Genomic DNA, 24,806 nt, shown 5'->3' with positions numbered 1-24,806 from the left:
CTCTTATGACAGAAAGTAAGAGCACGGGCTTGCCAGACGAACCCTTCGGGCAGCATTTGGCTGACGTTTCTGCTGCGTTATCGTCCGTTTATGTAGAATAACTACATTGCACGGACTTTGCCTTGCATAAAAGCCAGCCAAATTGCTGCAAAAACAACCCTGAAACGTCAACACGCCCTAGGCATATTCCATTAAAAACTCGTCGAGTTGCTCGTTAGCGATTTCAATCTCGTCGCCTTCAAACTGTGCAATATGGAACATGCCCTCGCCTTCATTCGTCACCGGTATATTGCTGATCCCGATGATAATGCCATCGGTTGGCGCACGGATCGCCACACTGTCGCCCCCATGCGGACTGACAATATGGGCGATGATATAACCCTTATTGACCCGCTGACCAAGTTTGAGCTTCATATTGACTAAGCCATCGGACTCACTGCGGATCCAATAGCTGCGTATCGCACTCACACTGGCAATTTTATTACTGACACGGCCCTTAAGCATACCAAGACTACGCATCACATTGAGCACGCCCTTAAGACCCGACTTAATTGCAAGCTCACTAAAGCGCAGCGCCTCGCCCGCCTCATACAAAATACAAGGAATGCCCTGCTGGTTAGCATAGCCGCGCATCGACACGCTACGCGCCTTGGAATGCATGATAAGCGGCGCACCAAAGGCATTCGCCATGGCGAGCATAGTCTCATCATTAGTATCACAGCGAATTTGCGGCAAGTTATCTCGATGAATGGCGCCCGTGTGTAAATCAATCACATGGGTTGCATGGACCAGTAATTGGGTCGCAAAAAGGTTGGCTAAACGACTCGCTAATGCGCCTTTGCTCGAACCTGGAAAACAGCGGTTGAGATCGCGCCTATCGGGCAAATATCGGGATTGTTGAATAAAACCAAACACATTCACAATCGGCACAACAATCAAGGTACCGGCCAAATTTTTAGGATTAACCCGTCCAAGTAAACGCCTACAGATCTCAATGCCATTTAATTCATCACCATGAATGGCAGCACAAACCAGAAGCGTTGGGCCGGGTTTTACGCCATGAAACACTTCGACATGAATATCAAGCTGGGTATCGGTATAGAGCTTGGCAGCAGGCAACTTAATCCCCATTTGCGAGCCTGCAATCACTCGCTTGCCTTCAATCTCAAATGCTTCGCGTCTTTTAACCATAGTCACTCCCTGATGCACATTGCGCCTTGTGTGATAACTCAAACATCAAGGCATGACACGCTTAAGCGGTTATTCCCCTTCAAACTGGGTTAACCAGTGTTTTAAAATCTGCTGCAATACCGTGCGCTCGGCACTTGGCACCCCCGCCAATAACGCATGTTGACATTGGAGATGTTTGGGTAACGCGGCATCGATCAGTGCTTTACCTTCGGTTGTTAAGGACACATGCACAGCGCGGCGGTCTTCCTTACTGTGTGCACGGGCAATTAACCCTTTATTTTCAAGCCGGTCTAAGCGGCTGGTCATAGCGCCAGAACTTAACATCATGCTCTGATACAGCTGCGAGGGTGATAGCGTGTAAGGCTCACCCGAGCGCCTGAGTGTCGCGAGCACATCAAACTCTCCCTGCCCTAAACCAAATTCGCCGTGACACAGCGCGATGGCATTTTCCATATATTTAGTCAGGCGCGCGATGCGGCCTAAAACTGCCATAGGGACAAGATCATCCGCAACACCTTGAGTCTGCCACTGGCCAATGATTTTATCTAATCCATCTTCTGGCGAAGTGAATCTCTGCTTTGCGTCGAGTGATTGTGGTGTTTCTGCCATGGTGTTATCTCTATATGAAGATTCTTTACATGCTAACCATTTTATCGCCTAATTTAACGATTTGTATATGCGAATGCTTTTAGTGGGTAGATAAGATTCAATTCTGCATAAAAAAAACCGCCCAATCTGTAACAAATTGGGCGGCTTAGATGACGGGGTAACAGATTGTCTGTTTAAGACTTTTTAACAAAGCACGTCAGGATCACAATGCGAGTGCCATTAACACGGCCTTCAATGTGCTCTGGGTTGTTGGTCAACGCAATGTTACGTACCGCGGTGCCACGTTTGGCCACAAAGCTGGTGCCTTTTACGTTGAGATCTTTAATAATCACAACAGTATCACCCGCGTTAAGCACGGCACCGTTGCTGTCTAAGGTCGGTGGTGTATCATCGCTGGCGGCAGCGGCTTCTGCATCGCCCCAAGCGCGTAAATCATCTTCCAGATACAACATATCCAGCAGATCCTGCGCCCAGCTTTCACCGCTTAAGCGTTTTAGCATGCGGTATGACATCACTTGAACCGCAGGGACTTGGCTCCACATGCTGTCGTTCAAACAACGCCAGTGGTTCATGTCCATCGTATCCGGCGCGGCAATTTGGCTACTGCAATTTTCACAGATCATGATCTCGTTTTCATGACCATCGGAAGCTGGTAAGTCATAAATAGCGAGTTCAACATCGCTTCCACAGAGTTCACATTTGCCGCCGCAGCGAGTTAGCAATTCATTTTCAGTCATTTTTCTGTCTACATGCGTAATAAAACGCGGATTATGCCATAAATTGGCTTTTCACGGCAGGGGGGGAAGGCAAGATAACCCTATTTTTAATATGAGTTATCTATTGACCACCCTATCAGCACTACATTTTATCTTTAAAACTCATAGGCTAAGCTAAGTCTGACATCACGTCCGGGGGCGGGAATACCGTCCGATAAAAACGGCGTCACCTGCTGATTTGTGAGATTTTTTGCCATTAAACGTATACTCAGCCCTTTTAAACTATCGAGGGGTTCATAGGCTAGGTATATATTTTGTAGAAAGTAATTCTCACTTGGGGATTCTGCATTAAAAATATCACCTTCAGGCACATTATCCTGTGCATCATACCAAGTGCCCTGCCAAGCCACTGAAATGGAATCGGTAATATACATACCCACACGGAGTTGAATATCTAATGGGGCAATATTAGCTAAGTATTCGTCTTCACCTAAGCTGTCTTTCAGTGAGCCACGATGCTCTCCTTGTAACCAAGATACGGCTAAATCACTGAAAAAGTCTTGATAACGGTATTGAGACTCCAGATCGGCACCGTAAATTTCATAACCATCCAGATTGGTATAGCCGCTTTGTATGGCTTGATTTGGATCGGACTTCGCCCCACGGCGCTGGGCAATATCATCGCGTCCAAGGTTAGCGTATACGGTGATTTGGGTTGAAAGCGCATCTTGATCGGCAAAAAGATCGGTTTGCTGGTTAATCAAGCCCAATTTAAAGGCATGTAAACGCTCAACCTCGATATCGCGGCTCGTGGCCGTAATGCTGGCCTTGGCATATTGCACCGCATAAATTTCATCGACAACAGGCGCCTGTAAACTGTAAGCGTAATCAAAATTCACTCGGGTATTGGGTGTTAATTGGTAATCCACGCCCAATCTTGGTGAAAAGCCTGAGTGGTGAGTCGAACTATAATCATGCCCAGCAGCAATATCATTATAGTCGGGGGCAATATTAGGCTTACCAACACTGTAGACAAAATCATATCGTAATGAAGGGGTTATGGTCAGATCATCTGTTAGGCTTATCGCATCTCGCAGATAGGCCGCATAAGTATCTTGACGTCCCTCAGGCTGATAATAAGGAGTATACCAGCCGAAGTTTTTCTCAGGATTTTTCTCATAGCTTTTATTAAAGACTAATGAAGTCCTATCGAGACTCCGAAACTGCAATCCTGCGGTAATTTCATGGGCACCAACAACACTTAAGTTATTGATGTCGATATAATCACGTTTGTAATCCAACCAAGATTCATGGCCGAAATTGCCCACCGATACCGTCATTTTCTCCCAAGCAATCGGCGGGCGAATCCAATGCCGCGCATTGGCAGAATGGGACACTACAATTTGTGTATCAATCAACGGATTGCTGGGTGAGTAACGGTAATTGGCCGACCAAGTATTGTCTTCATAGGTGTTGTAGGCCGTTGTGGCATAAAGTGCCTGTTCATAAGAACCGTATTTACGAATATTAAAGTCAGAAATCGCGGGCATGGGTCCACGACGATTGGCCCAAGGCTTACGACCTTCATCCAAATAATGGGTCACGCTTAGCATAAGTTGATGATCGCCCTGCTCATAATCAACTTTACCTAGGTAATTATTTTGCTCATAACCTGAGTATTCGAATGCTTCGCCATTGGCGAGCGTCACATCTTGCGCATCGCGACGGGTGAAATGCAATAAGCCAGAAAGTTGTTGATTGGCTCGTCCATAAACCGTTCCCGTATAGCTTTGGGCGTCGTTATTACTGGCGTAACTGGCTTTAACCCTAGCACCAACACTTTGGTCATATTTTAAAAAATCATCCGCCGATTTAGTGACAACATACATAGCGCCACCAAAACCGCCGTTGCCAGAACGAACATCGTGGGCGCCCTTAATCACTTCTACCCGTTTAATTAAATCCGGATCTAAGAAAAACGACCCATAACGATATTGCTCAAACCCCACGGGGGCATTATCCACATAAACGTTAAAATCTTCGGTTTCACCAAATCCCCACACATTGATACGCTCGCCACCGCTGCGGGTGCCACCATCAATATGGGCTCCCGCCATATCATCAATGACCTCGGCAAATGTGGTCGCTTGCATCTCTTCAATTTCAGCCATCGAGATGATCGCTTCTCCCGGCTTAGTCATGGTCGTCGCCCGACGATATTGCTGACCATGGACCGTTAAGATCTCAATTGGCTCGACTTTAGGCGCACCTAATACTTCTTTGGCATTAAGTGGCAAGGCAGGTAACGCACATAAGCCTAAACACCCAATCATTGTTTTAGATATCCCTATCTTAGGTTGATACCCCATCGCCCCACTCCCCTGATACAAAATGTAAAAAATAGGGCGGCATTATAGGCATCAAAGCCAAAGATGAGAATAATTCTCACATAGTTTTACATGTAAATCACAAACAGATTGAAAAAGCAGAAAAAAACCATAAGAATCTAGCCTTAAGAACGTACACTTGCGGCTGCGAAGGCGATCAAACGGTCTTCTTTCAAGCACATTACAGGTTTTAGTAATATGACTAAGCTTACCGCTCACCCCCAGACTGAAGGGGCATTTACAGTCGCCAGCTTAGAATTTCTCAAACAACTGGCCCAACATAATTCCCGCGACTGGTTTAAAACCCATCAAGATGAATATGAGAATACAATCAGAACGCCCGCGCTGCGTTTTATCGAGCAAATTCAGCCTCATATTATTGCGATTTCACCAAGGCTAACCGCGGTAGCTAAAAAAGTCGGTGGCAGCTTAATGCGCCCGCAGCGCGATAGCCGCTTTAGCAAGGACAAAACACCCTACAAAACCAATATAGGGATCCAGTTTCGACATTTTCAGGGGAAAGATGTGCATGCTCCAGGGCTATATTTGCACATCGCCGAAGACGGTTGTTTTATTGCCGCGGGTATTTGGCACCCCGAATCGAAGGCGCTCAATGCTATTCGCACTTGTATTGATGAAAATCCCAACGGCTACAAAAAGGCACTGCAAAGCTTAACAAACCATGGATTTATGATGGATGGTGATAGCTTGACTCGCCCGCCAAAGGGATTCGATAAACACCACCCCATGCTAACCGAGCTCAAGCGCAAAGACTTTATTGCGGTAAAAAATATTCCCTTTGAGCGGCTCTGCCAACGGGATGCCGTCCACTACTGCGCCGAGCAATTAGCCCATTGTAGCCAGTTAATGGCTTACTTGTGTTTTGCCCTCGAATTGGACTTTTAAATTTTTGCAGTTGACGAGGCCAAGCATTTACTTGGCCTCCCCTTTATCGTTTTCTCCTCGGCCCCCTATTCCCCGTCAACGGGGTTAAGTGGCGTCAACGCAAGACGCTTAAGATATTCGCTTAATACCCCAAATGCATTATCCAACAAGGTATATTCCTTCGCCTTACCTAGCACTCTAATTCCTTGTAATTGCAGCACTAAAAAAGCCGCTAACGCCTCAGGTTGAACCGATAAGCTTAACTCGCCCTGCGATTGACTGTGCGTTAATACTTGAGTAAAAGTCGATTGCAATTGTGCAAACCGCCGCTGGCATTCCTGCTGCACACAATCATCATCGAGACACTTTTCCATTAGCGCATTCTGCATAAAACAACCGTACTTTTGCTCACGCTGTAAGGCCACAAATCGCGCGAGATAAGTCAGAATGTCTACGAGTCCAGCCTGCGGATGCAACAATTGTTCCTGTGTTCCAAAGGAAAAATGGTCGAGGTAAAACCGCAGGCATTCGCGATACAAACTCTGTTTATCGCCAAAGCTGTTATACAAACTAAAGCGATTAATGCCTAAATGCTCAACCAGATCGGCAATCGAGGTTTCGGCAAAACCCTTCCGCCAAAAGAGTTCCATTGCGAGGATGAGCTTTTCTTGTCTATCAAAGTTACAGCTACGAGCCATGGACGAAACCTAACGTTATTCAAGTGGTAAACGAAATATCATAGGACAAAAACATTCTTGACTGACCGTTTAGATATGGCGTAAATTCTATCCTAACCGATCGTTCCGTTAAAGTGCTATTTGGCAGCACATCCTCATCAGAACAAGGAAATGCCATGAAGTTATACGAATTAGCACCTACGCCTAGCGCAAGACGCGTCAGTATTTTCCTCGCAGAAAAAGGTATTGTTATTCCAAGAGTTAATGTGGATATTCGCAGCGGTGAAAATCTCAATCCCGAATTTAAAGCCAAAAGTATCAATGGCCGTATTCCCCTGCTCGAACTTGATGATGGCAACTATCTGTGTGAATCTGTCGCCATTTGCCGCTACCTAGAAGAAATCCATCCCAGTGAAACGTCACTATTCGGTAACAATCCGCTAGAGCGTGCCAAAGTAGAAATGTGGCAACGTATCATTGAGTTGCAAGGTCTGATGGTTGGCTTTCAAGCCTTTAGAAACCTAACCGGTATCTATAAAGATAGAGAAAATTGCATCGAAGCATGGGGCGCAGAATCACGCCAACGGGTCATTGACTTCCTGCCAACCTTGGACCAACAATTAGCCCAATCAAGCTATGTGGCGGGCGATAACTTTACGATCGCGGATATTACCGCATATGTTTTTATCAGCTTTATTAAAAACTTAGATATTCTGGTGGATGATTCCTTGCCCCATATTCAGGCTTGGTTTGCGACAATGGCACAGCGCCCTGCGATAGTGTCGCTTAACCCCAAAAACTAACAGCAACGCCTTGATTAGGCGTCTAGGTTCAGTATCAACGAGTCAAGACTTAAAGGATTACTATGATTGATTTATATACCGCCGCTACCCCAAACGGCTTTAAAATCTCCATCGCACTCGAAGAAATGGGGCTCGATTATCGAGTACATAAGTTAGATTTCAGCACCAACGAACAAAAGCAGCCCGAGTTTCTAGCCATTAACCCTAATGGCCGTATTCCAGCGATTATTGACAGAGATAACGATGACTTTGTGGTGTTCGAATCTGGTGCGATCCTGCTTTATCTGGCGGAAAAAACCGGTCAATTTCTACCTGCCGATCCGAAAAAACGCTCTCAAGTCATTCAATGGCTGATGTTCCAGATGAGCGGCGTTGGCCCTATGATGGGTCAAGCGAACGTATTCTACCGTTACTTCCCTGAAAAAATCCCTGCAGCGATAGAACGTTACCAAAAAGAAGGTCGACGTTTGTTTGAGGTAATGGACACTCAATTAGCCAAACATCAATATCTTGCGGGTGATGAATACACTATTGCCGATATTGCGACTTGGCCTTGGGTACGTATCCATGAATGGAGTGGTATCAATATGGTAGGTCTATCCCACTTACAACGTTGGTTAGACGAATTAGCCCTGAGACCCGCATGCCAAAAGGGCATTGTGACCCCGCCACCCGCCATAATGACGGATGAAGAGCGTGCAAAGCAAATTCAAAAGATGGTGACTAAGTAACGCTCCTTAAGCTTTTCAATCTCCTCACCAAGCCTCAATCAACGATTGGGGCTTTTTTACTGCCAGAAATACGCAAAACTGCTACACTCTGCGCCACTTATTTTTGCTTGGCCATGTTCCGCCACTAGGCTCTTCCTCTAGGCTGCGAGTCACTCAACAGGGCCAAGCCACTTTTCAGGCTAACTTTATGGGCAATCCAAACGGCTTATCATCTACCACTATTCACTCCGCTTTTAATATCGAACCGCAAACGCCCGCACAAAAACGCGCGATGAGCTATGCCAATACCACTAAGTTGTTGTTTGATGAGATTTTAAGCGCAAAGCAACCCGCTGACCGAGTGTTAGCGAACTACTTTAGGGAACATAAAAAGCACGGTTCGAAGGATCGCAAAGTCATCCGCGAATCGCTATTTAGCCTGTTCCGTTGGTGGGGCTGGTTTAAAGCCGCAGGCGATCATCAGCAGGCTGCTCACTTCTTTGCCATGCTGAGCGCCAGCGCCTTACTTGAAGCGCACCCTTGGCAAGACATTGCCCAAGCGTGGCATGAACTCTCTCAATCGACTCACGATTATCAACGCTTACAATCCATTCCCGTTAACAATCTCACGGATAAGTTGGCGTTAGTTCGGCAATTATTCCCTCAGGTAGTCTTGGAACTGACAGATTTGTTACCCGAGTGGTTTTGGCAGGTTTGTCCCATTGATGCAAAGCGCCGCCCCAATTTGATAGAAGCCATGTCAAGCCGTCCGCCTATTTGGGGGCGAGCACAGAGCATAAACAGCCAAACTGCGGTGAGCCAATTGCAAGCATTAGGCATTGAAGCGAGTCTCAGTCCATTTTTTGAAGATGCGATCAATCTTGGCAGTAAAAGTATGAATCTCAATGAAATTACCCTCTACAAAGAAGGTAACATTGAGATCCAAGATTTAGCCTCACAGGTAATAGGCCAAATTTGTGCACCTGAGCCTTGGCAACACTGGTGGGATGCCTGCAGTGGCGCTGGGGGGAAAACCCTGCAATTGCGTTCGTTAATGCAAACGGCCGCAACCAAGCAACATACGCCATTACAGGGCAGCATAGTGTCATCGGATATTCGCGCCAACGCCTTAGAAGAGCTCAGCAAACGCGCGCAGCGAGCACAGTTTGATGGGATCAGCATTGCGCGCTGGCGCAGTGATGCCCTTCCCGTGGCCGCCAACTATTTTGATGGGGTATTAGTCGATGCCCCCTGCAGCTGCACGGGCACATGGCGCCGTAACCCAGATATGCGCTGGCTCGATACACTTGACGCCGTGATGGATAAAGCAACGTTACAGCTCGATATTTTAAGCCGCAGCAGCCAAGCAGTAAAAGCGGGCGGAACCTTAATCTACGCCACTTGCTCACTATCACCCGTTGAAAACGAAGAAGTCGTTTCAGCCTTTTTGCAACAACACCCAGAGTTCAACTTAGTGCCGATACGCCACCCTTTTACCGGTGAACAAACAGAAATGTTGACCGTGTGGCCCTTCGAAGCCAACACAGATGGGATGTTTGTCGCACGAATGCAACGTAAACACTAGGGCGTGTTGACGTTTCGAGATTAAATTTTGTTCGTTCTGGCAAGCTCGTGCTCGCGAAACGAGGAATGATGTGTAGTTATTCGACTCACATGACGAGCTGCTCTTATGACAGAAAGTAGGAGCACGGGCTTGCCAGACGAGCCCTTCGGGCAGCATTTGGCTGGCTTTTCTGCCGCGTTATCGTCCGTTTATGTAGAATAACTACACTGCACGGACTTTGCCTTGCATAAAAGCCAGCCAAATTGCTGCAAAAATAACCCTGAAACGTCAACACGCCCTAGCACTAACTCCTTATTTTTTATCAGAACTTGGCACTCATTCCCTGAGTGCCATTTTTCACATGACTTATCAGATTAACGAGTCAGTTAATTTATTCATTTAATAATCATTAAGATAAACCATACGCACCACAATCAAATCCCTAAAAGCGTTCTTTAACTCGTCCGAGCCCCTTGTTGAACAAAACTTTTCACCATCAGTGATTAAATATTTCACTTTAGCTTAATCGCACCTTTGGGTAAAAAGATCGAGTGCTGAGAATGGCACAGATATTTTTGGAATTTTGACCATGTCACACTCCTATGAATTTGAAGACGATGATGCGCCATGGGGCGATAACGTCAAAGGTAAGCAAAAAAACAAACGCGTAAAACAACGTCGCAGGGATACTAAGCGCCGTTATTCAGATGATGCAGAGGTGGATTTCTATCAGCATAAATCGAAGTAACCGACCAACGACCCGTTTGCCTTAGCAAATTCGAGCTTTACCAAGCCAGTCAAATCCCAGCAAGTTGGAGCCACTCCAACTTGCTAGTTAATTCGAATATTTCCCTTCTGCTTTTTTTTTAATTCAATTGTAAAATCAATAGGCTAATTAGTTTATTTACCCTATGCTTTTTAGGGTTTGTTAATGCATTCATCTCCATTACTCACTTTAACTCGGGTTAAGAGATGGATAAATGCAATCAACAAAGCAAAAACTCAAGTAGTTACACGCAAACTTACGCTTTGCGCTGATAGCAAGGTGAATTTACGCGTCAATAGCGAACCTATTGCAAGTAAACTCAACGCAGTAAACGGTGCAAGTAGCTGTTAAATATACATTTATTATCCCGAACTGAGGTTAGCTACCTTACACATATTAACGGGTTTAAAGGATGATCCCATGGAAAAACAACGCCCTGATTTTATCTATCCTCAAGGCAGCATGTTAATGCACTCTCCCTTAGTGTTGAATAAAGCCGATATGTACGGTTTTTTTCTCAAGGGGAAACTCGCAAATCTTCAACGCTCAATAGATAACACACTGAATCAAGTGGCCGGTAGCGCCATGTACTTTAAAGTCTTGTCGCCCTATGTATTGACCACCTTTACTCAGATCGAAAAAGCTTATTCAGACTACCCCACAGATAGAGCAAAGGGCTGGATCCAAGAAACCGATATTATCACTTGGGTTATGGTCGGCCGTCAGGACAATAGCAGCAGTACAAAAATCAGCCATGTGTATTTTCAGCCGCTGCATATCTGGGTAAACGATGCGATGGCCTTAATCAATGGCCGAGAGCTATTTGGTTATCCTAAGTATTTGTGTGAATACACTATGCCCGCGGCCGGTCAGCCGTTAACTCGCCTCTCCCTTGCCGCAAAAAGCTTTTTACATTTTAGCCCTGACACAGAGCTTGCCATGCATCCGCTGCTTGAGGTGAATTGTAATGCGAAACCAGAGGCGCAGCTTTCAACCGTCGAAGCGATAACCCAAACCTGGAAACTCTTTAAGGAACAAACAGATTTTATTCCAGAGCTTGATAAACTCGGTGAAGAGCAACTCTTCCATCTACTGTTTAAGCCCGCTATCGATCAAGTATTTTTAAAGCAGTTCCCAGATGCTTCAGGCCAAAAAGCCGTTTATCAGGCGATTACCGCATCGCCCGCTAAGGTTAATAAAGTACACAGCGTTGCACTGCTGGAAAATGACTTTGTCGCCACCCTTTTTGACAATGCCAGCTTCCCGCTCAAAGACACTCTCGGGGTTGAACTTGGCGAGCAACACGTGTTACTGCCCTATCATGTGAACTTTGACTTTGAAGTGCCACCGGGCGAAGTGCTCGTGGATAACTCTGAAATCAAAAAACAGAAAATTGCCATTCTCGGTGGCGGTGTCGCCGCCATGACCGCAGCTTGCTACCTCACAGATAAACCTGGTTGGCAAAATCAATATGAGATTGATATCTATCAATTAGGTTGGCGAATCGGTGGAAAAGGAGCAAGCGGTCGCAATGCAGCGATGGGGCAACGTATTGAAGAACATGGTTTACATATCTGGTTCGGGTTTTATCAAAATGCCTTCGCCTTGATGCGTAAAGCCTATGAAGAATTAGATCGTCCCGCCCAAGCGCCACTAGCAACCTTTTTAGATGCCTTTAAGCCCCATCACTTTATTGTGCTTCAGGAGGAAATCAATGGTCGCTCCGTCAGTTGGCCTATCACTTTCCCATCGCTCCCAGGGACCCCTGGGGATGGCACTGAAACCTTAACCTTCTGGAAGGTCGTTAAAGCCGCCTTTGCATGGATAAAAGAGTGGCTTAAGGATATGGACACCTTACTCGAAGCCGATGAAAAGGCTATGGAGACACCTAAAAACTGGCTCGATACTCGCTGGTTTGAGCAACTTAAGGATAAATTAGAAGATTCAGTTGAAGATGCCATGGAATCCCTCGATGCCCTTGGCGATAAATTAGAATGCCATTTTAATCAGATGATTGGCCGTGAGTGTGATGAGAATGTGCATAGCGAGAGCGATGATGGACTGGTCGAATCCGCCGTCGATGCCCTGCACCAACGACTCGTTAAACGCTTTACCGACCATTTAGACACCAATGACGAATTGCGCCATCTGTATATCGCCGTTGACTTGGGGCTGACCATATTAAAAGGCATGTTTGTCGATAATGTGTTTGAAAAAGGCTTCGATGCCATCAATGACTATGATTACCGCGAATGGCTAACCAAACACGGCGCCAGCCAAAAATACACTGTCGATAGTGCGCCTGTGCGCGGTTTCTATGATCTTGTTTTTGCCTACGAGAAAGGCAATTTTGATAAACCCAATGTCGAAGCGGGGACAATTATTCGTTCAATGTTGCGCATCGCCCTTTGTTATCAAGGTGGGATCATGTGGAAAATGCAGGCCGGCATGGGCGATGTGGTCTTTACCCCCTACTATGAAGTGCTAAAACGTCGCGGGGTCAACTTCCACTTTTTCAATCGAGTCGACAATCTAGAATGTCGTAACAACAGTATTCAAGCGATTGAAATCACAGAGCAAATCGCACTTAATCCTTCGGTAGAGAACTACAATCCTTTGGTGGATGTAAAGGGCTTAGCCTGCTGGCCAAGCACACCTAATTATGAGCAACTTAATGCCGCCCAAGCGGCGCTGCTAAAAGCCCATGATATTAATCTCGAACACTTTTGGAGCGATTGGGACAATCTCTACGAGGCACAATTTGGCCAAGCACTGCCGAAAAAACGTCTGGTCAAAGGAGTAGACTTCGACAAAGTGATTTTTGGCCTGTCAATCGGCTCGGTTCCTCATGTGGCTAGTGAAGTCATGGCGCAGAGTCCGGCACTAAAAACCTGCGTAGATAAAGTGCAGGCAGTAGCGACCCAAGCCTATCAACTGTGGATGGACCAAGATCTTAACGGAATAGGTTGGCCAAATTATTCAGAAGATAGCGAGCAGCCAGTTTTATCAGGATTTACCGAACCCTTCGATACTTGGGCCTCTATGGATCAATTACTCGATAAGGAAGACTGGCGTGGCACTGAGCCTAAAAATGCCAGTTATTTCTGCTCGGCTTTGCCCGTTGATGTTTATCCACCGCACACAGATGTAGGCTTCCAGCAACGTAAAACAGCCGAAGCCAAGGCGGGAGCCATCCACCAACTCAATACAGAAATTCATAAGCTATGGCAGCATGTTGGCGACACCTTCCCGTGGGAATGGTTACATGATGAACAAAACCGCCAAGGCGAGGCACGATTTGATAGCCAATATTGGCGGGCGAACGTGGACCCTTCCGAACGTTATGTGTTATCGGTCAAAGGCAGTTCACAATACCGGATAACCACGGATGGAACGGGGATCGACAATTTGTACATGACGGGCGACTGGATTAAAACTGGCCTCAATGCCGGATGTGTTGAAGCCGCCACGATGGCGGGGATGCATACCGCTAAAGCAATTTGTGGCCATCCAGCAGTGATAAAAGGTGAAAAAGACTTCGGCTAGTCGGCAAAGGGGCTGCATCATGCAGCCCCTTTGTATCGTGGAATTTTTTAAACACCGTTAGAGCGAAACAATTTCCCCCGTACGGGTATCGGCATATTCCTGGCGCCGTTTTTCCATACGCGAGTGATATAAACTCGTATCTGCGCTACGAAGCCACTCATGGGGGTTGGCTACATCAGCATTAATCGCAATGCCAAAACTAAACTGGCAATCCCTAAAGCCCTCCGTAGCAAATTGCGCAGTTAATCCTCTTAGCGTGTTAACAAAGCTCGTCACGCCACTCGCAGGCAGGATAGCAACAAACTCATCACCACTGATTCGGTAGATTTTAAGTTGGGCAATATTGGTCGATTGCAAAAACTGCACAAGTCTTTGTAGTAAACGATCCCCCTCTTGATGTCCTAAGGTGTCATTCACCATCTTGAGGCTGTCAGCATTGAGCAGCACCAGCGCCATAGGGTTAACGACCTTATTGGCAAAGGCTAATTGAGAATTCATAAATTCATCAAAGGCATAACGGTTACCTACTCGCGTTAATGCATCAAGCCGTGCTTTTTCCCAAGCGATACCTAACTCTTCGATGTGTGCTTTACGTTCTTCAGACATAAGCTTAAGTTTATTAGCCAAAGCAAGGGATAACAGTAAGGCATCCACAGTACCGCCTAGTAAAGTGGCAAACTCAGCATGCTCGATAAAATCGGGGGTTATCCCCATATTACCGGGTAAAATAATGACCGCTGGTAGCAATAAACAGGTAAAAGCCATAATAAAATAGCGTGCGGGAGCAAAGCCTTTCATCAAGCACACATTACCGCAGGTAATAGCCAGCGCAATCCAAAGCATGATTAAGACTGAGGCAATAATCGCGGTATAGGGCAACAACCAAATGCTGGTTGGTAAGGCTATAACACAGGCAATCAACAAGTATTGGCTAAGCCGCCACAATCGAGGTGAATAACTAGGAAGCTGCAAAAAATGTTTGTAGAACATAATGTTAAATATCGGCAAACTGATAAAAAACAAATGATGTAATTCAAGCTGATGGAAGTTAAATAAGTGAGCTGGTAAATGGAACGTCAGCGCCCACCCCCCCAAATAAGCCAATACATATAGGCCGTAATACAAGAATGCCTTGTCAAAAATAGAGATGTAAATCAGTAAATTATAAAAAGCGATAAACAGTAACCCGCCCAAACAAAGCAGTATCGCCATGGCCATGCGGTCAGTCGTTAATTGATGCGCCTCTTGCGACTCTAATGCCACTTCAGGCGCGGAGGAGAAATATTGACTGCTAAGTCTAGTCACTAACCAATAATCAGTGCCCATATTCAGCCTAACCTTGCGCCCATAATCGAATAAAAACTCATAGGGCGCGTAGTAACCACTGTGGGCGAATTGTACAGAACCATCACTGCCCAGCAACCAATAATCCACTGATTCAATAATTGAATTACTGGCATCTACCACCCAACGTGTTTGGCGGCTATTGACCATCACAGGGGAAACCATCCAATAATCACCACCAGTAAGGCTTACTGAGCTAGCCTCCTTTAATTGCCCCATCCACTGGCTGACCTCTTTAAAATCAGCAGGCGGAAGCTGCTTAGCCTCTGCGTGGAATAAGTAGGGGGAATCCAACGCAATTTCAGCGCTAAGGGCAAACGGACTAAAAGTCCAAAACAGCAACAAAAAGCACCAGAAATTATGCAAGTTAGTTTTGCTCATCGGTATTTTGGTTTGTATACCCGCGTCGAATCCTACGCAGAAAATCAATTTAGAGTGTTAACTTTATGACTACATTTTATTTTTTACAATTGATTAGGCTAAATTAGTCGGCAATTAGGCGCCTTATGATGATATTTTAGTCGTTAACGTAAAGAACCACACTTTAGCCCCAATATCAGCTTTTAATTTGGATACCTATGGCACCTTTATTGATGATTTTAGCGGCCCAATTGTTGATAGCCAGCGGTAACCTATTGGTTAAGTTGCTTGAAACTAACACACCAGTGTTTCAACTTGTGCTTTATCGCCAATTATTTGCCACGCTTTTGGTACTGCCTTTTGTCTGGCACCTACAGGGAAATCTAAAGTTAAGTCCCTTTTACAAAGTGCATTTAAGCCGAGCCTTGTTAATCGGCTTAGGTAACGCCATTTTTATGTTAGCGGTATTACATTTACCCCTTGCAACTGTCACCGCAGTTATTTATAGCTCACCGCTGATACTGCTGTTATTGTCAGCATTCTTTTTAAATGAACGCATAGGCTACCGACGCTCAGTGGCTGGTCTCATTGGATTTACGGGAATATTGCTGATAAGCCAGCCGACCGAAGTTAATCTCTATATTGGCTTAGCTTTTTTTGGTGCAATGATCTCAGCAATAAATAGCCTCATTTTGAAGGCATATTCAACCCATGAGCATCCATTTTCAACACTCTTTTGGTCTAATGCCTTTGCGATGGTTTTTCTGATACCTGCAACCTGGTACGAGGGCGCAAATTTTAGTCTACCCGTCGCCCAAGTTGGGTTAACTTTAGGCGTGTTTTATGTCGGAATGACCTACCTGATTATCCACGCCTATCGACGCGCAGATGCCAGCCAAATGGCACCGGTGGAATATACAGGTCTAATTTTTGCAGCACTGCTTGGTTGGTGGTTTTTAGATGAAACCCTAAGCGTTGTGGTTTGCATAGGCATTGGCTTGGTGATTTTCTCATCCTTACTGCCAAGCTATGGAGAACTGAAAGCAAAATGGAAAAGCCGGCGAAGGTAACCTTGGCCGGCTTTAAATTCGAGGCAATTAATTTAGATCGCCAATTTGCAGGTTCGATTAGAAGCGGAATTTACCGCCAATGTACGCACCATCTTCAAAGGTAAAATCACGGGCATTATCGTATTCGAAGGCAATTTTACGGTAACCGACATAAAGTGCCATATTCGGGTTTATGTTGTATTGCACCTTTGAATCCAACTCGTATTGACCATCGACATCACCGAAAGACAATACCGATGGCGCATAGTAAGCTGCGGCTTGCAAAGAAATATTTGGCCCTAACGCTAATGCATAACGAGCACCGACTGATACTGTGCTTCCGTTTGGCGCCTCGTCAGCCCATAGTTGGCTTAATTTAGCCCCAACTTCAAAATGATGTACTCCCGCATCGTGAATCATATGCATTGCGCCTTGGGCAATATGACCGCTATCGTCTGAATAAATGTACCCTAATACGGCATTGGTATCTTTATTCATTTGCAGTTCTAACTCAGTAGAAACTACATCGTTGTTTAAACCAAGATTAAATTCTGACGCATTCACCTGCAGCGCAGCTGCACTCAACAATAAGACACTTGCAACTCGGAACTTAGCCATAAAACACCTCAATAATGACTGTGGGTAATGGCGCGGATCATACCGAATAAAAAAAGAAAATCTGCATATTTAGGCGTTTGGAGCCAAGATTTTTGAATTCAAAACCAAACAGAAACCGATAGAAAACACCATAAAAACCAAAAACAAACAACCTCGAAACATTTAACCCGCAGGTACACGATCCCCCACCAGGGTTTGCATCGTACCGTCAATATCGACTTCGTCACCCAAGGCTAAGTAATACCACCCCACAGTATTACCCGTCCCCCGAATGCTCAAGTAATTACGCCAAAAGTGAAACCCGGCTTTGAGTAAATTTACCCGACTGGCGTGATTCTCATCTCGGATCGTGGCAAACAACAAGGCAATCCCCTGCGCTTTAGCCACTTCAATCCGCTTAAGTGTTAATCCTTGGCCGATACCTTTGCGACGAAATAAAGGCGATACCACCAGATAACCCAGCTCCCCCACATTGCCTGTGCCCGCTTTAATCGCAGCGCAGCCGACAATCTCGCCTTCGAGGGTTTTCGCCAACACCACCGCGCGCGCGCGCGCAAATACCTGATGATCGAGCGGATGAGCATTATCATCCCGCTGGTCAATTAATGCTGCAGCGACAGCTAACTCTTCAGGGCTTTGGCATAAGGCATAGTGAATATCGTTGTGATTCATATCAATCAATTACACGCTTAATATCAAACTTAAAGGTACAGTATTGTCGCCATACCGAGGAAAGTGAAAAAACCCACCACGTCGGTCACAGTGGTTAAAATCACTGAACCAGACAGCGCCGCATCCTGATTAAAACGCTGTAGAATCATCGGCACAAACACCCCAGCTAAGGCCGCAACCGCCATATTGATCAAAATTGCACAGCCAATCACTATGCCAATGATACTGTCGGCAAACCACCAACCCGCCACCAGCCCTATCACTATCGCCCACAGGGTGCCATTAACTAACCCAATCCCTAACTCGTTCTTCATCAAAGAGAATAGGTTACCTGCAGAAATTTGCCCCATTGCCATACCGCGGATCATCAGCGTGAGCGACTGGCTTCCCGCAATCCCGCCCATGGACGCGACGATCGGCATCAACACGGCCAACGCTACCACTTGGGATAATACGTTTTCAAATAAGCCAATAGTTGCCGAGGCTAAAAAAGCGGTGAGTAAGTTAATCCCAAGCCACACCGCTCGGCGCTGGGCACCTTTCAGAATCGGGGCGAATAAGTCATCGGACTCATCCATACCTGCGGTTGCCATTAATTGCGCTTCATAGTGTTCGCGCACTAAGGCGGTAGCGGCCCTTAAGGTGACACGGCCGATTAGCTCCCCTGCGTCATCAATGACAGGTAATTCGATTTCACGACTATGCTCTATCGCCTCTGCAGCATCGAGTAACGTCGTGTTCGCGGTTAATGCACGACTATCTTCCGATAACAGTGAAATCAGCGGCTCATGGGGTTCGTGCTTGAAAATATCATAACGTCTAACAGTGCCGAGGTATTTATCCGCTTCATCGACAATAAATAAATTGTCGTTACAGTCGAGTTCTATTCGTCTAAAAAAACGCTGTGCCTGCGCTACCGTTGCTTTATCGCTGAGCACTAACATTTGATGATCGGTATAACGGCCAATTTCATTTTCAGAATATTGGTCGTACAACTCAAACCGCTGCCGCTGACGCTCGCCCATTTGGGCCAAGGCTCGGTCGGTAAAGCTTTCGGGGAGATAATCACTCCACTCAATTAAATCCTCAGGACTTAATTGGGCAAATAGCAGATCGACCTCGTTATCGGGCATCTGCTTGAGGATCCCCATACGGGGATCGGCACGCATTAAACTCAGCACAGTCACACGTTCACTAAACTCAACCTGTTGCCAACGCTCGTAACGCTCGTCTAAAGGTAAGGACTCCAGTGCTAATGCAATCGTGCCTGGCTCAGCTTCATTTAAGATTTCACTGAACACTTCAGCTTGTTCTTCACCTTCAACTTCAGTGAGTTGCTGAACAACCTGACCAACATCGGCCTGCGTGTTTGTTTCGTATTCGGCTTCATGTTCAGTCACCTAAACGCCCTTCTGCTGAGATAAAAATTAGCGTAACTATATTGATATTGAAGAAGATTAGCAAACCAACAAAATAAGTTGCACGCAAATTGATTGATCACAACCAAACTATTATTTATGCTAATCATCACACTTAAGGAGGTAATGATGACATCCACTATCTATCGCCATAACGCAATTGACATTCAGGGTAATCCAACCCCATTGACACAATATCAAGGTAAAGTGATATTGATTGTAAACACCGCCAGCGAGTGCGGTTTTACGCCGCAGTACAAGGGGTTAGAAGCACTTTATCAAGAATACAAAGCGCGTGGATTTGTGGTTTTGGGCTTTCCCTGTAACCAGTTTGGCGCCCAAGAAAAGGCTAATGAACAAGGGATCAAAAGCTTTTGCGAACTCAACTTTGGGGTAAGCTTTCCACTGTTTTCGAAAATCGAGGTCAATGGTGAACATACCCATCCTCTCTACCAATATTTAAAGAAAGCCGCTCCCGGCATGTTAGGCACAGAACGCATAAAATGGAATTTCACCAAATTTTTAATTAATCGTCAGGGGGAAGCCGTCGCTCGTTTTGCGCCGACAACGAAACCAGAAGACATTCGCGACAAAATAGAGTCACTTTTAAATAAGTAATCCACTATCTCATTGAAATTTATGTTTAATAAAAAATTTGAATAATTTTTTATGTGAGGTGGAACTTTCACCCCATGAATGCCTCAAATAGATTGAACAGCGAATGTCTTTTTCATGTTCATCATTCTCCCAGGGGCTTCTAGCGCGGCCCCCTTGACCTAGGAAGAGGTCACAAGGCAACCAATTGGTTGCCTTTTTTTATACCTATGATTTATTTGTAAAATAAATCTAGGGTCTGTTGATCTTTGCTGTACAAATGTTGTTCAGCAATGCATCGGCAGCCACATTAACATAAACGCCAGTGACACCATACTGGCGTAATTTCTTGCTAGCTTGTCATATCTTGTTGATATTGCTCGATAGTGTTTTATTCTTCCAAAAGCATTCTCCACTAAATGTCGATACCGATATAAGCACCAATCGACTCTTTCTTGAGGTGTATTCTTATAGCGGCGCCTTGGAATAACAGATTTCCCGCCTTTATTGGCGATAAGTTCACGAAAAGCATCGCTGTCATAACCTTTATCTGCAATGACGGTATCAACCTGCTTCAGGTGCTCAATTAAGCTGGGGGCGTGTGTAATATCGTGTTTTTGGCCTTCTGATAATTCGAAATAAATCGGTAATCCTCCGCTGTCGACGGCTAAGTGAATTTTGGTTGAATTACCGCCTCGACTTTTACCAATACTCTCATTACTTAGCGTCGCTGCACCTGCACTGTGCTGGTGAGCTCGCACTATCGAGCCATCAATAAAGACCCATTCTATATCAGCAAGGTTGGCTAAGGCCTTGAATAAATGTGCTAGAACGCCTTTCTTAGACCATAAATGAAACCGTCTAAAGACCGTGCTCCAATGACCGAACTCTTTAGGTAAATCTCGCCAAGGGATACCTGTTCTAAGGCGGTAAAGAATACCTTCGAATGTTTGTCTATGTTCAGGTTTGTCATAAACACGGCCTGTGCTTTTCATTAAATGAAATAGCTTTTCCCAGCGTGCATCGGTTAGCATAAGTCTTGGCATGGCTTGAGGTTATGGTTACTTTTGGCGAAGCAAATTATAACGTCTTGCCATGCTGTCTAAAAATCACTCTCGAAAGATCAACAGACCCTAGCCACTTATCGATTGCGGTATTTACTGCCAAAACCAAAACCGAAACCGAAACCAAAACCGAAACCGAAACCGAAACCGAAACCGAAAATAATTTTAAAAATTTTTATCACGCACTGAACTTTTTAAAAATGCCTTAGTCTGATTAAGTGTAAGGATTAACGAATACGCTTTAATGCACAATTAGCTACTAAATGATGTGTTTAGTAGTGAGTTAAGCAGGTTTAATCACCACTTAATTCAATGAACCGTTTCACGTTATCGCATAAAGTTGAATTGGTTGGTCGTTCATCATCATCTCCCTTTGGGGAAGCAATCGAATACACGCTAGCGCACTGAATTCCTTTGTCTCCTTCTTTGATTTTTTTATGGCAACCTTGGGTTGCCATTTTTTTATCTCTTTTTTACGACTTAAACATTCTATCCAACTGCACTTGAATGGATGGGTGATAGCCCGAGCGCGCGCTTGAATAAATGCTTTGTAACTCAGTATGATAACCAGCTATATTTAATTCAGCGTAAAGCGGACGGACAAATTTGCCCCGGCCGATACGCTGCAAATAGCGGCTGAGTGCTGGCAGAACGGGATCATAATGATTACGGATGGCAACTCTAAACCAGTCACAGGCAATTTCAGCATTGTTCGATTCGGTCAATTTAAAACTGTCATCCAAATCCATTAATTGTACTTGCGACAGCACTTCAGGTAATTGAGTCAAAAAATATTGCCAATGATGCACACGCCAGCTTTTTACATTAAGCAGAGCCGCAGCCTTACCCTGTAAAAAATCGTTCAAGGCATCATCGACTTTATCTAAACTTCGCGATGTCGGCCCCACATATCCCTGAGGCAACCCCTCACCGTAAATCCACTCCAGCAGTTCGGCTTCACTTATCTTATCCGGATAGGCTTCGACTAAAGCCGCTTTTGCGTATTTGACAAACATTTCTGTAGTAATCGCCTTAAAAGCGAAGTGCTGCACATAGGTAAACAGGAACTTATCAAACTCGGCTCGCCCCAGACGACGCTCTAAATCATGGACGAACATCGACGCCTTATCATAGGTAAAGCGATTAAAGGCCAAATTAGGATCGGCCTGCTGCACATTGGCGGGCAAGGTTTGCCGATGAAGTGGCAAGGCAGCGATTTCTTCTTGTAGTCGACCAAATTCAATCACCCATTCCAGTTCGGCCTGTTCCCTGCCATAGACTTGTTCCACAATCCTATTGGTGAAATAGGTCGTAAAACCTTCGTTTAACCAGAGATCTCGCCACGTGGCATTACTGACTAAATTTCCTGTCCATGAATGAGCCAGCTCATGGGCAACCGTTGAGACTAGGCTCTTATCCCCCGCAATCAGGGTTGGGGTTAAAAAAGCTAAACGCGGATTTTCCATCCCACCGAAGGGAAAACTCGGAGGCAAGATGATCATATCGTAGCGCCCCCAGGCATAGGGGCCTAATAATGATTGCGCCACATCAAGCATATGTTCGGTATCGGCAAACTCAGTTGCCGCAGCTTCCAACATACAAGGTTCGGTATAGACGCCACTACGTGGGCCAATGACTTGAAATGCTAAATCACCAACGGCTAACGCCAATAAATGTGTGGGGATGGGCTTTTCCATCTCAAATTGAAATGTCCCTTCTAGTGGCGTCTCAGGATGATTCATCGCACTCATTACAGCGCGCATTCCTTTAGGTACTTGAACTTTAGCATCGAAGGTAATCCGTACCTTAGGCGTATCCTGCAATGGTATCCAGCTGCGGGCGTTAATCGGTTGCGATTGGCTAAACAGATAAGGTAACTGTTTACCTGCCGTTTGCTCTGGCGCTAGCCACTGTAATCCCTGTGCCTGCATTGATGTGAGATAACGAATGCACACCCGTTCACATTGTAACTGCGGTAAACGAATGGATAATTTTTGGCCGAGTATTTCATTCGACTCCTCGAGTGAAAACTCAAGGGGAACTTGAGCCTCGGTCATTACCGATAAAATAGCTAAACCTCTGGTATCTAGCCATAATTCAGCAACCTGCGACTCTATATACCTGAGAGAGAGCACTGCCTCACCAAGCAAGGTACGAGCCTCAAAGTCAACCGTAAGCGTTAAGGAAAGGTGGGTTACCTGCACTTGGTCAGTATTAGCAAAAGAATGATAATCCCGAGTTAAATCCCATGCTGTGGGTGCTATTGGCATTTGCTGGTCTTCTGAATGTATCACTTAGCTAACCTGTGGAGGATAAATTATCTGATCATATTATCGGTCGCTGATTTACTCATGCGCAATCGAATAAAGCTTTTCCCACATCCTAATTTTGTAACAATGCTTAAGCCCATACCTAGTCATTGTCGACTTTAGTTAACTCGTAATAATAAAATTCACATATTTTTCAATATATAAGGGTTGTAAGAAAAAATATTTTCAAAAATTTTCTATTTTTGCTGAACTAATTTCTCGCCCTTGAGTCAGATATTATGAACCGAATCTTTGCAATGAGTTTCTTCGTTCATCATCATTCTCCTTTAGATGGTTTCTAGCGCGACCGTCCCCGGATTCCGAATTGGAATTTACAGCAACCTAATTAGGTTGCTTTTTTTATGCCCACTTTTCAGCCTCAGTGAACAATCCCCAAAAATGATAACCACCAACAAAAAGTTGGTGGTTTAGGGCTGAAAACAAAAAGGGTCTCCGAAGAGACCCTTAACAGTTCAGCGATTCAGAGTTAGAGGCGAATGCCCAACTGTTCTAAATCTTTGGCAACTACGCTCTTAGGCAGCGTCACGTAACCGTCTTTTTCTACAACTTGCTGACCTTGCTTAGACAGCACATAACGGATGAATTCTTTTTCCATTGGTGCTAAGTCTTTGTTTGGTTGCTTGTTCACGTATACATACAAGTAACGTGATAATGGGTAAGTACCATTAGCGGCGTTTTCTGCAGTCGCTTCGATAAACTCATTACCTTTTTTAGCGATTGCAACGGCTTTTACGCCTGCAGTTTTATAACCGATACCAGAGTAACCAACCGCATTCAAAGATTGAGATACGGATTGAACGACTGATGCTGAACCAGGTTGCTCGTTTACGTTCGCCTTAAAGTCGCCTTTACAAAGCGCTTTCTCTTTGAAGTAACCGTAAGTACCTGATACTGAGTTACGTCCATATAATTGAACGTCTTTTGCAGACCAATCACCACTAAGACCTAAATCACCCCAACGTTGAATATCCGCACCACCACATTTATGGGTAGAAGAGAAGATACCGTCAACTTGTTCAGCCGTTAAGCCTTTGATTGGGTTATCTTTGTGTACGAATACTGCTAAAGCGTCAATCGCAACACGAATTTCAGTTGGCTTGTAGCCATAATGCTTTTCAAACGCTTCTACTTCGTTAGGCTTCATCTTGCGGCTCATTGGGCCGAATTGTGAAGTACCTTCAGTCAACGCTGGTGGCGCAGTTGAAGAACCGGCCGCTTGAATTTGGATATTGACGTTTGGATACATCTGTTTAAATTCTTCAGCCCAAAGTGTCATCATATTGGCTAAAGTATCTGAACCTACAGATGATAAGTTGCCAGACACACCACTTGTTTTCTCGTAAGTTGGTAGAGATGGGTCAATAGCTGCCATGGCAGTTGCAGAGAATACACCAGCGGCTGTGAGAGTCATCGCGCCGACAAGTTTTTTCAGTTTCATTATGTGCTCCAGTAGTAAGCTAACTAATTTGTAACTTAGGTTTCTTCAGACGCAGCCAGTATCAA

General features: G+C 45.2%; 21 protein-coding genes. 9 read left to right on the top strand and 12 right to left on the bottom strand.

What is annotated here, in order from left to right; translation table 11 throughout:
* Positions 1–177: 177 nt before the first annotated feature.
* The 4 genes from SO_RS07330 to SO_RS07315 form a co-directional block, all read right to left on the bottom strand.
* Complete coding sequence (locus SO_RS07330; protein ID WP_011071748.1) at positions 178–1,191, bottom strand: succinylglutamate desuccinylase/aspartoacylase family protein; 1,014 nt, start codon at positions 1,189–1,191, stop codon at positions 178–180.
* Between the two features lie 69 nt (positions 1,192–1,260).
* Positions 1,261–1,800 (bottom strand): MarR family winged helix-turn-helix transcriptional regulator, encoded by a 540-nt coding sequence (locus SO_RS07325; RefSeq protein ID WP_011071747.1) that lies wholly within the window; start codon positions 1,798–1,800, stop codon positions 1,261–1,263.
* Between the two features lie 173 nt (positions 1,801–1,973).
* Positions 1,974–2,537 carry a PhnA domain-containing protein gene (locus SO_RS07320; RefSeq protein WP_011071746.1) on the bottom strand — a complete coding sequence of 188 codons (564 nt, stop codon included), beginning with the start codon at positions 2,535–2,537 and terminating at the stop codon, positions 1,974–1,976.
* Positions 2,538–2,671: 134 nt separating this feature from the next.
* Entirely contained in the window at positions 2,672–4,885 is a 2,214-nt protein-coding gene (locus SO_RS07315; RefSeq protein ID WP_011071745.1) for a TonB-dependent receptor domain-containing protein, read from the bottom strand.
* Positions 4,886–5,101: 216 nt separating this feature from the next.
* Here SO_RS07315 and SO_RS07310 point away from each other — a divergent pair, with 216 nt between their 5' ends.
* Positions 5,102–5,809, top strand: a complete 708-nt coding sequence (locus tag SO_RS07310) for a DUF2461 domain-containing protein (RefSeq protein ID WP_011071744.1) — start codon at positions 5,102–5,104, stop codon at positions 5,807–5,809.
* Between the two features lie 65 nt (positions 5,810–5,874).
* Here SO_RS07310 and SO_RS07305 read toward each other — a convergent pair whose 3' ends face one another.
* Positions 5,875–6,486: a TetR/AcrR family transcriptional regulator gene (locus SO_RS07305; RefSeq protein WP_011071743.1), complete on the bottom strand. Its 612-nt coding sequence runs from the start codon at positions 6,484–6,486 to the stop codon at positions 5,875–5,877.
* 155 nt (positions 6,487–6,641) lie between these two features.
* Here SO_RS07305 and SO_RS07300 point away from each other — a divergent pair, with 155 nt between their 5' ends.
* The 5 genes from SO_RS07300 to SO_RS07280 all read left to right on the top strand — a co-directional run bounded on the left by SO_RS07300 (position 6,642) and on the right by SO_RS07280 (position 13,854).
* Positions 6,642–7,268 (top strand): glutathione S-transferase, encoded by a 627-nt coding sequence (locus SO_RS07300; RefSeq protein WP_011071742.1) that lies wholly within the window; start codon positions 6,642–6,644, stop codon positions 7,266–7,268.
* 62 nt (positions 7,269–7,330) lie between these two features.
* The gene (locus tag SO_RS07295; protein ID WP_011071741.1) at positions 7,331–7,999 is read left to right on the top strand and encodes a glutathione S-transferase family protein; all 669 of its coding nucleotides are present in this window, start codon (positions 7,331–7,333) and stop codon (positions 7,997–7,999) included.
* Between the two features lie 187 nt (positions 8,000–8,186).
* Positions 8,187–9,563 (top strand): RsmB/NOP family class I SAM-dependent RNA methyltransferase, encoded by a 1,377-nt coding sequence (locus SO_RS07290; RefSeq protein ID WP_011071740.1) that lies wholly within the window; start codon positions 8,187–8,189, stop codon positions 9,561–9,563.
* A 568-nt stretch (positions 9,564–10,131) separates the two neighbouring features.
* Positions 10,132–10,290 (top strand): small highly charged protein, encoded by a 159-nt coding sequence (locus SO_RS07285; RefSeq protein WP_011071739.1) that lies wholly within the window; start codon positions 10,132–10,134, stop codon positions 10,288–10,290.
* A 438-nt stretch (positions 10,291–10,728) separates the two neighbouring features.
* A complete protein-coding gene (locus SO_RS07280; RefSeq protein ID WP_011071738.1) occupies positions 10,729–13,854 on the top strand; it encodes an NAD(P)-binding protein in 3,126 nt (1,041 codons plus the stop codon).
* Positions 13,855–13,911: 57 nt separating this feature from the next.
* Here SO_RS07280 and SO_RS07275 read toward each other — a convergent pair whose 3' ends face one another.
* Positions 13,912–15,579 (bottom strand): GGDEF domain-containing protein, encoded by a 1,668-nt coding sequence (locus tag SO_RS07275; RefSeq protein ID WP_011071737.1) that lies wholly within the window; start codon positions 15,577–15,579, stop codon positions 13,912–13,914.
* 197 nt (positions 15,580–15,776) lie between these two features.
* On the opposite strand from SO_RS07275, the gene SO_RS07270 reads away from it, so the two are divergent.
* On the top strand, positions 15,777–16,628 hold the full coding sequence (locus SO_RS07270; protein WP_011071736.1) for a DMT family transporter: 852 nt from the start codon (positions 15,777–15,779) through the stop codon (positions 16,626–16,628).
* Positions 16,629–16,685: 57 nt separating this feature from the next.
* On the opposite strand, the gene SO_RS07265 is transcribed toward SO_RS07270, so the two are convergent.
* From SO_RS07265 to SO_RS07255, 3 genes are all read right to left on the bottom strand, one after another.
* The gene (locus SO_RS07265) at positions 16,686–17,225 is read right to left on the bottom strand and encodes a YfaZ family protein (protein WP_011071735.1); all 540 of its coding nucleotides are present in this window, start codon (positions 17,223–17,225) and stop codon (positions 16,686–16,688) included.
* A gap of 162 nt (positions 17,226–17,387) precedes the next feature.
* Positions 17,388–17,897, bottom strand: coding sequence for a GNAT family N-acetyltransferase (locus SO_RS07260; protein ID WP_011071734.1), 510 nt, complete (start codon positions 17,895–17,897; stop codon positions 17,388–17,390).
* 29 nt (positions 17,898–17,926) lie between these two features.
* A complete protein-coding gene (locus tag SO_RS07255; RefSeq protein ID WP_011071733.1) occupies positions 17,927–19,297 on the bottom strand; it encodes a magnesium transporter in 1,371 nt (456 codons plus the stop codon).
* Between the two features lie 147 nt (positions 19,298–19,444).
* Between SO_RS07255 and SO_RS07250 the strand changes: the two genes are divergently transcribed.
* Entirely contained in the window at positions 19,445–19,933 is a 489-nt protein-coding gene (locus tag SO_RS07250; RefSeq protein ID WP_011071732.1) for a glutathione peroxidase, read from the top strand.
* 263 nt (positions 19,934–20,196) lie between these two features.
* On the opposite strand, the gene SO_RS07245 is transcribed toward SO_RS07250, so the two are convergent.
* Complete coding sequence (locus SO_RS07245) at positions 20,197–20,955, bottom strand: IS5-like element ISSod6 family transposase (RefSeq protein WP_011071731.1); 759 nt, start codon at positions 20,953–20,955, stop codon at positions 20,197–20,199.
* On the opposite strand from SO_RS07245, the gene SO_RS07240 reads away from it, so the two are divergent.
* Positions 20,949–21,182, top strand: coding sequence for a hypothetical protein (locus SO_RS07240; protein ID WP_164925664.1), 234 nt, complete (start codon positions 20,949–20,951; stop codon positions 21,180–21,182). The genes SO_RS07245 and SO_RS07240 overlap by 7 nt on opposite strands.
* A 264-nt stretch (positions 21,183–21,446) precedes the next feature.
* Here SO_RS07240 and SO_RS07235 read toward each other — a convergent pair whose 3' ends face one another.
* Both SO_RS07235 and SO_RS07230 read right to left on the bottom strand, forming a co-directional pair.
* Entirely contained in the window at positions 21,447–23,243 is a 1,797-nt protein-coding gene (locus SO_RS07235; RefSeq protein WP_011071730.1) for a M1 family metallopeptidase, read from the bottom strand.
* A gap of 526 nt (positions 23,244–23,769) precedes the next feature.
* Positions 23,770–24,741 carry a PstS family phosphate ABC transporter substrate-binding protein gene (locus SO_RS07230; protein ID WP_011071729.1) on the bottom strand — a complete coding sequence of 324 codons (972 nt, stop codon included), beginning with the start codon at positions 24,739–24,741 and terminating at the stop codon, positions 23,770–23,772.
* Positions 24,742–24,806: the final 65 nt, after the last annotated feature.

It is taken from the genome of Shewanella oneidensis MR-1, assembly GCF_000146165.2.
GTDB lineage: Bacteria > Pseudomonadota > Gammaproteobacteria > Enterobacterales > Shewanellaceae > Shewanella > Shewanella oneidensis.
The sequence above is the reverse complement of the archived record's forward strand: the minus strand, read 5'-3'. Positions and strand labels throughout refer to the sequence as shown.

What these genes read in the sequence shown, in the direction of transcription:
- SO_RS07330 (WP_011071748.1), bottom strand. Translation starts at nt 1,191, where the DNA reads ATGGTTAAAAGACGCGAAGCATTTGAGATTGAAGGCAAGCGAGTGATT.
- SO_RS07325 (WP_011071747.1), bottom strand. Translation starts at nt 1,800, where the DNA reads ATGGCAGAAACACCACAATCACTCGACGCAAAGCAGAGATTCACTTCG.
- SO_RS07320 (WP_011071746.1), bottom strand. Translation starts at nt 2,537, where the DNA reads ATGACTGAAAATGAATTGCTAACTCGCTGCGGCGGCAAATGTGAACTC.
- SO_RS07315 (WP_011071745.1), bottom strand. Translation starts at nt 4,885, where the DNA reads ATGGGGTATCAACCTAAGATAGGGATATCTAAAACAATGATTGGGTGT.
- SO_RS07310 (WP_011071744.1), top strand. Translation starts at nt 5,102, where the DNA reads ATGACTAAGCTTACCGCTCACCCCCAGACTGAAGGGGCATTTACAGTC.
- SO_RS07305 (WP_011071743.1), bottom strand. Translation starts at nt 6,486, where the DNA reads ATGGCTCGTAGCTGTAACTTTGATAGACAAGAAAAGCTCATCCTCGCA.
- SO_RS07300 (WP_011071742.1), top strand. Translation starts at nt 6,642, where the DNA reads ATGAAGTTATACGAATTAGCACCTACGCCTAGCGCAAGACGCGTCAGT.
- SO_RS07295 (WP_011071741.1), top strand. Translation starts at nt 7,331, where the DNA reads ATGATTGATTTATATACCGCCGCTACCCCAAACGGCTTTAAAATCTCC.
- SO_RS07290 (WP_011071740.1), top strand. Translation starts at nt 8,187, where the DNA reads ATGGGCAATCCAAACGGCTTATCATCTACCACTATTCACTCCGCTTTT.
- SO_RS07285 (WP_011071739.1), top strand. Translation starts at nt 10,132, where the DNA reads ATGTCACACTCCTATGAATTTGAAGACGATGATGCGCCATGGGGCGAT.
- SO_RS07280 (WP_011071738.1), top strand. Translation starts at nt 10,729, where the DNA reads ATGGAAAAACAACGCCCTGATTTTATCTATCCTCAAGGCAGCATGTTA.
- SO_RS07275 (WP_011071737.1), bottom strand. Translation starts at nt 15,579, where the DNA reads ATGAGCAAAACTAACTTGCATAATTTCTGGTGCTTTTTGTTGCTGTTT.
- SO_RS07270 (WP_011071736.1), top strand. Translation starts at nt 15,777, where the DNA reads ATGGCACCTTTATTGATGATTTTAGCGGCCCAATTGTTGATAGCCAGC.
- SO_RS07265 (WP_011071735.1), bottom strand. Translation starts at nt 17,225, where the DNA reads ATGGCTAAGTTCCGAGTTGCAAGTGTCTTATTGTTGAGTGCAGCTGCG.
- SO_RS07260 (WP_011071734.1), bottom strand. Translation starts at nt 17,897, where the DNA reads ATGAATCACAACGATATTCACTATGCCTTATGCCAAAGCCCTGAAGAG.
- SO_RS07250 (WP_011071732.1), top strand. Translation starts at nt 19,445, where the DNA reads ATGACATCCACTATCTATCGCCATAACGCAATTGACATTCAGGGTAAT.
- SO_RS07245 (WP_011071731.1), bottom strand. Translation starts at nt 20,955, where the DNA reads ATGCCAAGACTTATGCTAACCGATGCACGCTGGGAAAAGCTATTTCAT.
- SO_RS07235 (WP_011071730.1), bottom strand. Translation starts at nt 23,243, where the DNA reads ATGCCAATAGCACCCACAGCATGGGATTTAACTCGGGATTATCATTCT.
- SO_RS07230 (WP_011071729.1), bottom strand. Translation starts at nt 24,741, where the DNA reads ATGAAACTGAAAAAACTTGTCGGCGCGATGACTCTCACAGCCGCTGGT.